Annotated in this window: 1 protein-coding gene; it reads right to left on the minus strand. The window is 66.1% G+C overall.

Annotation, left to right across the window (positions count from 1 at the left end; genetic code table 11):
• Positions 1–1042 (minus strand): acyltransferase domain-containing protein (locus tag ABZ464_RS52105; protein WP_359290082.1); only part of this gene is annotated, 1042 nt, incomplete at both ends.

Here is a 1042-nt window from a genome sequence, read left to right on the forward strand (position 1 = left end):
CGTCCAGCCAGTAGCGGCGTTGTTGGTAGGGGTAGGTGGGGAGGTGGTGGGGTGGGGTGGTGGGTTGGGGGTGGTGCCAGTGGGTGGGGTGTCCGTGGGTGTGGAGGTGGGCGAGGTTGTGGTGGAAGCGGGTGAGGGTGCCTTGGTTTCGGCGGAGTGTTTCGGTGATGAGGGTGTGGGGTGGGAGGGTGTCGGTGAGGGCGTGGGTGAGGACGGGGTGGGGGCTGATTTCGATGTAGGTGGTGTGGTGGTCGTGGGTGAGGTGGTTGAGGGTGGGGTGGAGTTGGACGGGGTTGGCGAGGTTGTCGTACCAGTAGGTGGCGTCGAGTTGGGTGGTGTCGTGGAGGTGTTGGGCGTGGAGGGTGGAGTAGAAGGCGATGTCGGCGGGTTGGGGGGTGATGTCGTCGAGGAGGGTGTGGAGGGTGTTGCGGAGGGGGTGGATGTGGGGGGTGTGTGAGGCGTAGTCGACGGGGATGAGGCGGGCTCGGATGTTGCGGGCGTTGAGTTCGTCGACGAGGGCTTTGACTTGGTGGGGGTTTCCGGCGATGACGGTGGTGGTGGGGCTGTTGTGTGCGGCGATGTGGAGGTCGTCGTAGTGGGTGAGGTGGGTGGTGGTCTGGTCGGTGGGGAGGGGGACGGAGGCCATGGCTCCGGTGCCGGCGAGGTGGGTGTGGATGGTTTGGGAGCGGAGGGTGATGATTTTTGCGGCGTCGTGGAGGGTGAGGGCGCCGGCGATGTGGGCGGCGGCGATTTCGCCTTGGGAGTGGCCGATGACGGCGTCGGGGTGGATGTTGTGGTGTTGCCAGAGGCGGGCGAGGGCGGTGTTGATGGCGAAGAGGGCGGGTTGGAGGATGTCGACGCGGTCGGGGGGTGGGGTGTGGGGTTGGCCGGTGAGGATGTCGATGAGGTTCCAGTCGGTGAATTGGTTGATGGCGTCGGCGGCTTGGGTGAGGTGGTGGGTGAAGACGGGTGAGGTGGTGAGCAGGTCGCGGGCCATGCCGTCCCATTGCGAGCCCTGACCGGGGAACACGAACACCGTCTT

This window comes from Streptomyces sp. NPDC005820 (assembly GCF_040630255.1).
Lineage (GTDB): Bacteria > Actinomycetota > Actinomycetes > Streptomycetales > Streptomycetaceae > Streptomyces.